Raw genomic sequence first — 6715 nt, forward strand, 5'->3', positions numbered from 1 at the left:
ATATTTCGGTATTGGGAGTAACTATTACCGGGGAATGAGCGAATGAACTCTCAAAGGTAAATGAGGCGTTAAGCAAGATAGAGGCGATAGGGGTTCCGCCTTGTTTTTCGATTTGTACCGCCATGGTGTGAGCGGCGGCACTTGCTCCCTGGGAATCCAGGTTCTGTGCGTCAATTACTAAAATGATGGGGGCGCGAAGATGACGAGCCACGTCAGCATGAATACCGCAAATATCTAAACCTGCTGGTACATCGGTAAATCTTCCTGAAAATATAGTTGTCTGCTTTGTATAAAGGCTATTTACCAGTTCTTGTGCACATTTTTGGGGTTCAAAAAGCCATTTGCTGGGTTCAGCAAACGGGGATTCAAATACTGATTTTATCGGGCAATCTTCCAAGGCACTCGCCAAGGCGCAAGCAATAGATTCAATAGTAATATCTGCCTGTAAAGGTGCTAAATAACAGCTGTTGGGCATGGTTTTGCCATCTCCGCTTTCGTTAGGGTGTATTTACTAATCAGGTTATCAGTTCCGCCCCACTTGCCCTGCCATATTCCAGGGCCTGGTACGCCACAACTTGGTATTGCCAAGTTTTCAGTTCGTCAGATTTGCCGATATCTAAGCAATAAGCACAAGAGCCCTAGAAATTTTTTACGAAGTACCTTTCGACTCGTGCTACAAAGCCTAATCCCGATATGCTTAGAGGGTGCTGAAAAATAATCCTGATTCGTCCTCCCCGGTATTGGTAATCGATATGGGGGCACAGTATGCCCAATTGATTGCGCGGCGGGTACGAGAAGCCCATATTTATTCCGAGATTGTTCCGCACACTATGGATGCGGAAAAAATCCTAGCCAAGAACCCGGCCGCTATTATTATTTCGGGCGGTCCTTCCTCTGTTTATGCAGAGGGCGCTCCTAGTATTGATTCCGCGATTTTTTCTGCGGGTGTCCCGATTTTAGGTATCTGCTACGGGTTTCAGCTTATGGCGCGAACTTTGGGCGGTCAGGTAGGGCGAACCGGGACTCGTGAATACGGGCATACTCAGGCTAAACTGCAAGACGGCGGGGGATGTTTATTTGCCGGTACTCCGCTAGAGCAGACAGTGTGGATGTCTCACGGGGATTCAGTAATTAAAGCTCCCGAGGGATTTAAGGTAACTGCTGCTACCGAACAAACTCCGGTGGCAGCATTTGAAGATTCAACACGTCATCTTTATGGTTTGCAATGGCATCCCGAGGTGTTGCATTCCCAATATGGTCAGCGCGCCTTGGAACATTTCCTCTATAACGGGGCTGGTTTGCAGCCGACATGGACTGCCGACTCTATTATCGACATCCAAATTGAAAAGATACGCCGTCAAGTAGGTAATGCCCGGGTTATTTGTGGTTTATCTGGGGGAGTGGACTCTTCAGTGGCAGCTGCCCTGGTACATAAAGCTATTGGAGATCAACTGACCTGCATTTTTGTCGATCACGGTCTTTTGCGTGCGGGAGAGCGCGAACAGGTTGAGCGTGATTACGCTGCTTCAACCGGTATTAAAATCGTGACGGTAGATGAATCGGAACGCTTCCTAACTGCATTGGCTGGGGTTAGCGAGCCGGAAGCGAAACGTAAAATTATTGGTCGCGAGTTCATTCGCTCTTTTGAGGCTGCTCAACGCGCCCTCGTAAAAGAAGCTGGCGAAAGCGGAGAAGAGATAAAGTTCCTGGTGCAAGGCACTTTGTATCCTGACGTAGTCGAGTCCGGTGGGGGTGAAGGGGCCGCTAATATCAAGAGTCACCATAATGTTGGAGGCTTGCCGGAAGACCTTAATTTTGATTTAATTGAGCCGCTCAGGACACTTTTCAAGGACGAGGTACGCGAGATTGGTTTAGCTTTGGGAGTGCCGGAGCAAATCGTTTGGCGTCAGCCTTTCCCCGGTCCTGGTTTAGGGATTCGCATTATCGGTGAGATTACCGCAAAGCGATTAGAGATTTTGCGGGCAGCCGACAGAATCGCTCGTGAAGAGCTAACTGCGGCTGGTTTAGATCGGGACATTTGGCAATGTCCGGTCGTTTTACTCGCAGATGTACGCAGCGTTGGGGTACAGGGGGATGGGCGCACCTATGGTCATCCGATTGTGCTTCGCCCGGTTTCTTCTGAGGACGCGATGACGGCCGATTGGTCGCGGTTGCCCTACGAGGTTCTCGCTAAAATTTCTAACCGGATTACTAACTCTGTTCCGGAAGTGAACCGAGTGGTTTTGGACTGTACCTCCAAACCGCCAGGAACAATCGAGTGGGAATAGGGAAATAGCCCATTCCATCTAGTCTCATCCTGCACGTCTAGTCGCGCTGCCTTGCAACTAGTGCCATGTATTGGACAAAGCCACCGGGACTTTTGAGGAGTGACAAATGAGAGTAAGCCCGGAATCTTCGGATTCCTGAACTTATTTCATGAGCGTTAACCTGCGGAAATGCTCTTCATACAGCGATGTGAGCGTGACTTACTGCTTCTCACTTACCAGTTGTACATTTGTGCTGAATATTAGATAATATTAAGCGCGTTAGTACGCATGTGAGAGGAGAAGAGACGGACGCTCTGTTGGACATAGCCACGAACTGCAACGGCTACATCACCAGCGCTCAGGTGACGGACGCCGGAATTCCCAGACGCAAGCTCACAGAAGCCGTGCGCGCCGGTGAGCTCGTCCAGGTGGGCCGTGGTCTCTATGCGCTTCCCGACGTGTGGGAGGATCCCCTCTACATAGCTCAGCACCGCTTCTCGCGCGGCATTTTCTCGGACGACACGGCGCTCTTCCTCCACGGCATGACCGACCGTGCGCCCTTCGCCCTGACGATGACCTTCCCCAGGAGCTACAACGCGACTGCGGCCAAGGCAGCCGGCATCGCATGCCGCACCTGCGCCGACGACGTCCTAGGTCTCGGTCTCTGCGATATCCAGACAGAATACGGCAATATAGTCAGGGCGTATGACGTCGAGAGGACGCTCTGCGACATCGTTCGCGGTCAGGGCACGCCTGACTCCCAGCTGGTGGTTCCGGCGATGCAATCTTACGTTAAGAAAAAGGGTCGGGATCCCATAAAGCTAGTTGCCTATGCTCGCAACCTCGGAGTGGAGACCAAAATCCGCAACTACCTGGAGGTTCTGCTGTGAGGACCAAGAACGCGATGCAGCTCAAGGCGCGCATCAACGCCAGAGCGAAGGAAGCGGGCATCCCCGCGCAGTCCCTGATGCAGAGCTACCTCTTCGAGAGGCTCCTCGAGCGCCTCTCGAAATCAAAATGGCGCGACAACGTCGTCATCAAGGGTGGCATGCTCATCTCCTCCCTCGTGGGCGTGGCGTCCAGGACCACGATGGACCTCGACACGACGGTCACCGGCTTTACGCTGACGCATGAATCCGCCGAGAAGGTTTTCCGCGAGGTGGCGGCTGTCAGCATCGACGATGATTGGACCTTCGAGTTCGACCGCACCGAGGATATCAGGGAGACCGACGACTACCCGGGCATATGCGTGCTCCTCAAGGCGATGTATCCGCCCATGGCAGTGCCTCTCAAGATCGACGTTACCACGGGCGACAGCATCACGCCCGGCCCCATCGTCTACGACTACCCGCTCCTGTTCGACGGGGGAAGCGTCAGCCTGATGTCCTACCCACTCGAGACGGTGCTCGCCGAGAAGCTCGAGACCGCCGTCTCGCGAGGCGTAGCCAACACCCGCCCGCGCGACTTCTACGACATACATCTGCTCTGGCGAACCAGGGGTGGCAGCTGCGACATCCCCACGTTGCGGGAAGCACTCAAACGTACATGCGCCAAGCGCGGGAGCACGGAGATGATGACGCAGTGGCAGGAAGTCCTCGACGAGGTCGCAACTGACAAAACGATGCTCGCGCTGTGGAGCAAGTATGCGAATAAGAATCCCCATGCAGTCGGCATTGAGCTCGTGCAGTGCTGCCAGACCGCGGGGAAGATACTAGGAGCGGCAATATGAGTGGGAGCGGCCAGATGGGCTCTCTTAATGAAGAGAAAAACAGGAATTCTCAGTTATGGCCGATAATTAAAGGGCTACTGGTCCTGCTTTTGATTGTGCTTATCGTTGCATGTGGAACTGCAGTTCTGATTAATCTTGCCGGCCCTGGAGTCGCAACCTTCTTTGCATCTCTTTCGACTCTGGACTCTGCGATTGTAGTCGCGCTAATAACCGCAACGGTATCCGTGATTACGTACGTTTCTGGTAATGTTGCGAGCAACGTCATGAAGCGCAACGAGTACTTGCGAATGCATCGTGAAAAGCCATACATGCAGCTCATTTCAATGTTCTACGACTTTCAGTCCCAGACCAAAACGGGCAAGGAATTCACTCAAGAAGAGTTGATTAATCTATTCAACCAGTTTACGAAAGAGCTGACCCTTTGGGGCTCTTCCAAAGCGATTAAGGCTTGGGGGAACTGGCGGGTTGCCTCTTCAAGGGGGCTTAGCGACCCTAATGACTTGTTGTTCGGAATGGAAAAGGTCCTTATGCAACTCAGAAAAGACATGGGACTGAAGCGAGGAATCGCAGAGGGCGATTTGCTTCGTCTTACCGTGAATGACATTGATGATTACACCGGTAAGAACAGGCGTGATTGATTGGCCAATAGCAGTATCGCTTTTCCGTAGTCTTCCGATCCTTATGGCGGGGATCTTCTGCCGTTCGATGAGCTTGTAGACCGACGTCTTCGATACGCGCGAGTAGTCCGCGACCTGCGGCACGTCCATGAGACCGTCGGGCAGGTTGTGCGTTTCGGATGTCGAGGAGGCGGCAGATTCCCGTATCCCCGCCCCGGCATTCTCGCGGCTTTCGGCATCGCTATCCGATATTCCCCGATGAACCGGGAACGCGTCGCGCGGCATCCGGAGGATGTCGTCTTTCATGGGATGGCCTACCGTTCTTCCGTCTGGCATCTGGCGCCCTCGGGCCGCAACGAGGCCCAAGGAGTCTCATCCTTTCGACGGGACAAGCAGAGAGATACCTGATGGGAGGCGCATGAGCAAAGCCACGCGGGGCGTTAGGTCACGTTAGGCCACGCTAGGTCATAGTTTGCTAACGGCCTAGCTATCGAGTGATGCTGGCTACCATGTGATGATGTTGTCGCGGCTGTGCTCCTCGCCATCGGCGTCACGCCAGCGAGTGGTGACTGTGAATTTCGAAGGGGATCCATCGGCGAAGAATACGGTCTGGTCGAAGCTTTCACCGGGTTCCAGACGCTCGAATGGCTCCTTATCCTGGTTATAGAAATAGGGGCCGCCGTCGCACGCAGTAGTCACGTCTGTCACAACCGTGCCGCCGACGTTTGAAATGCGAATGTGATGCTTCTTGAGACCGACCAATACATGACGCGCTTCGACTTTTGATGATGATTTTGCAGCTGCATCTTCCCGGGCTTTTTGCAGCTGCAACTCGCTTAGCTGTTTCTGGATTCGGCGAAGTTCCGCATTTTGCTCTTTATCGCTTTTGTCGAGACGGTAGCTTCTGTGAGAGGAAAAAACAGTAACGATAAGGCTCACAACAGAGATAACGATAGGCGCCCATGTGGCGGCAAACGAAAGATCCATACTCATTAAATCTTCCACCCTTTGAACGCCTTCTTGAGCTCTTTCGCTGCTGCTTCGAGGATTTCGTCTTTCATGTCATCGACGGCAGTATCAATAGACTCGGCATTCGCCTCTATGAGCTCCTTGCGAGTAAAGCCCCTTCCGCAGTGCGCACAGGTGAATGACCAGTCATCGGTGTAATCTTCATCTTCTCCAGGCTGCTCCGATTCGAAATTCGTGCAACCGCAAGTTGGGCACGTGAGGCCAACCTCAATCGATAGATCATCCATTGTTGTCTCCTGTAGTACGTTGCAATGATGGCTCAATTTTACCGTCTACATCAGACACGAATGCTCGTCGGACTATGTAGGGCGTGAGAAGAATCGGTATGTAGTCACTTCGTTCGACTAAATGTGCGTTTCCGCAGTTCAACGCTGTCATTCTTCACTCGGAAATCGTCACTCTTGGGTCGGGGAGCGCCCCACCCCATTCGCACCGTTTCCGCCCATGTAGTCAGTTGCACGCAATTAAAACGTGTTTCCGCAGGCCAGGCCTGTCACTCTTCGATCGGGCGAAAATACCCTCCTCGGGTGACTACAGAGCGTGTAGTCACTGCTGACTACAGGGTGACTACACGGTTTTCGAGATGGAAGAGTAGAGGGAATCCCAGCTCACCCACCCCGCTGACTACATCAAAACGTGCCATACAACGATTGAGTGGGAGTAGCCAAGAGGCTCGTTCTGTCTAATAGCACGCTTTCCCTCTATTAGCAACGGTTAGCATCTATTAGCACGACTAAGACAAAGCCGCCTGGACTTTCGTGGAGTGACAAACACCCTGGATAACCCAGCAACAAAATCGTTTTAGTTACCGACCCCGTACGCCTATACACCCTCAACGCCTCACGACGCTGCTCCCGAGAATACGAAACATTCATAAAAGACTCTCCAACAATCCGTCCTCACCCCGTTTTGGGTATTAACCCGGTTTGCCCTGATTTGGAGGGTGGAACTGTTCTGGGAGGGCGAAAGTGTACTCGGAGGGTGGTGTTGGCGTCTGTTTTTGCTGGTTGTGTTTGTCTGGCTGACATTACTGCCCTCCCTGTGCGGAATCGCCGTCCCGGTTTGGTGGGGGA

General features: G+C 52.8%; 7 protein-coding genes and 1 pseudogene. 4 read left to right on the forward strand and 4 right to left on the reverse strand.

Going from position 1 to position 6715, the window contains the following annotated elements; translation table 11 throughout:
• Positions 1-475 (reverse strand): hypothetical protein (locus tag QZT94_RS01920; protein ID WP_296773132.1); only part of this gene is annotated, 475 nt, incomplete at its 3' end.
• 229 nt (positions 476-704) lie between these two features.
• On the opposite strand from QZT94_RS01920, the gene guaA reads away from it, so the two are divergent.
• From guaA to QZT94_RS01940, 4 genes are all read left to right on the forward strand, one after another.
• Positions 705-2288, forward strand: a complete 1584-nt coding sequence (gene guaA, locus QZT94_RS01925; protein WP_296760544.1) for a glutamine-hydrolyzing GMP synthase — start codon at positions 705-707, stop codon at positions 2286-2288.
• A gap of 269 nt (positions 2289-2557) precedes the next feature.
• Entirely contained in the window at positions 2558-3157 is a 600-nt protein-coding gene (locus tag QZT94_RS01930; protein ID WP_296760546.1) for a type IV toxin-antitoxin system AbiEi family antitoxin domain-containing protein, read from the forward strand.
• Positions 3154-3996 carry a nucleotidyl transferase AbiEii/AbiGii toxin family protein gene (locus QZT94_RS01935; protein WP_296760548.1) on the forward strand — a complete coding sequence of 281 codons (843 nt, stop codon included), beginning with the start codon at positions 3154-3156 and terminating at the stop codon, positions 3994-3996. Before QZT94_RS01930 ends, QZT94_RS01935 begins: the two co-directional genes overlap by 4 nt.
• A complete protein-coding gene (locus QZT94_RS01940; RefSeq protein ID WP_296760553.1) occupies positions 3993-4634 on the forward strand; it encodes a hypothetical protein in 642 nt (213 codons plus the stop codon). The genes QZT94_RS01935 and QZT94_RS01940 overlap by 4 nt, the downstream gene beginning before the upstream one ends.
• 39 nt (positions 4635-4673) lie before the next feature.
• On the opposite strand, the pseudogene QZT94_RS08885 reads toward QZT94_RS01940, so the two are convergent.
• The 3 genes and pseudogenes from QZT94_RS08885 to QZT94_RS01955 all read right to left on the reverse strand — a co-directional run.
• Positions 4674-4949: pseudogene (locus QZT94_RS08885) on the reverse strand (helix-turn-helix domain-containing protein); the annotation flags it as partial.
• Positions 4950-5117: 168 nt separating this feature from the next.
• On the reverse strand, positions 5118-5606 hold the full coding sequence (locus QZT94_RS01950) for a hypothetical protein (protein WP_296760549.1): 489 nt from the start codon (positions 5604-5606) through the stop codon (positions 5118-5120).
• Complete coding sequence (locus QZT94_RS01955; protein WP_296760551.1) at positions 5606-5869, reverse strand: hypothetical protein; 264 nt, start codon at positions 5867-5869, stop codon at positions 5606-5608. Before QZT94_RS01955 ends, QZT94_RS01950 begins: the two co-directional genes overlap by 1 nt.
• Positions 5870-6715 lie beyond the last annotated feature (846 nt).

This window comes from Varibaculum sp. (genome assembly GCF_008661855.1).
In the GTDB taxonomy this organism is placed as follows: Bacteria; Actinomycetota; Actinomycetes; order Actinomycetales; family Actinomycetaceae; genus Varibaculum; species Varibaculum timonense_A.

What these genes read in the sequence shown, in the direction of transcription:
- QZT94_RS01950 (WP_296760549.1), bottom strand. Translation starts at nt 5,606, where the DNA reads ATGAGTATGGATCTTTCGTTTGCCGCCACATGGGCGCCTATCGTTATC.
- QZT94_RS01955 (WP_296760551.1), bottom strand. Translation starts at nt 5,869, where the DNA reads ATGGATGATCTATCGATTGAGGTTGGCCTCACGTGCCCAACTTGCGGT.
- QZT94_RS01940 (WP_296760553.1), top strand. Translation starts at nt 3,993, where the DNA reads ATGAGTGGGAGCGGCCAGATGGGCTCTCTTAATGAAGAGAAAAACAGG.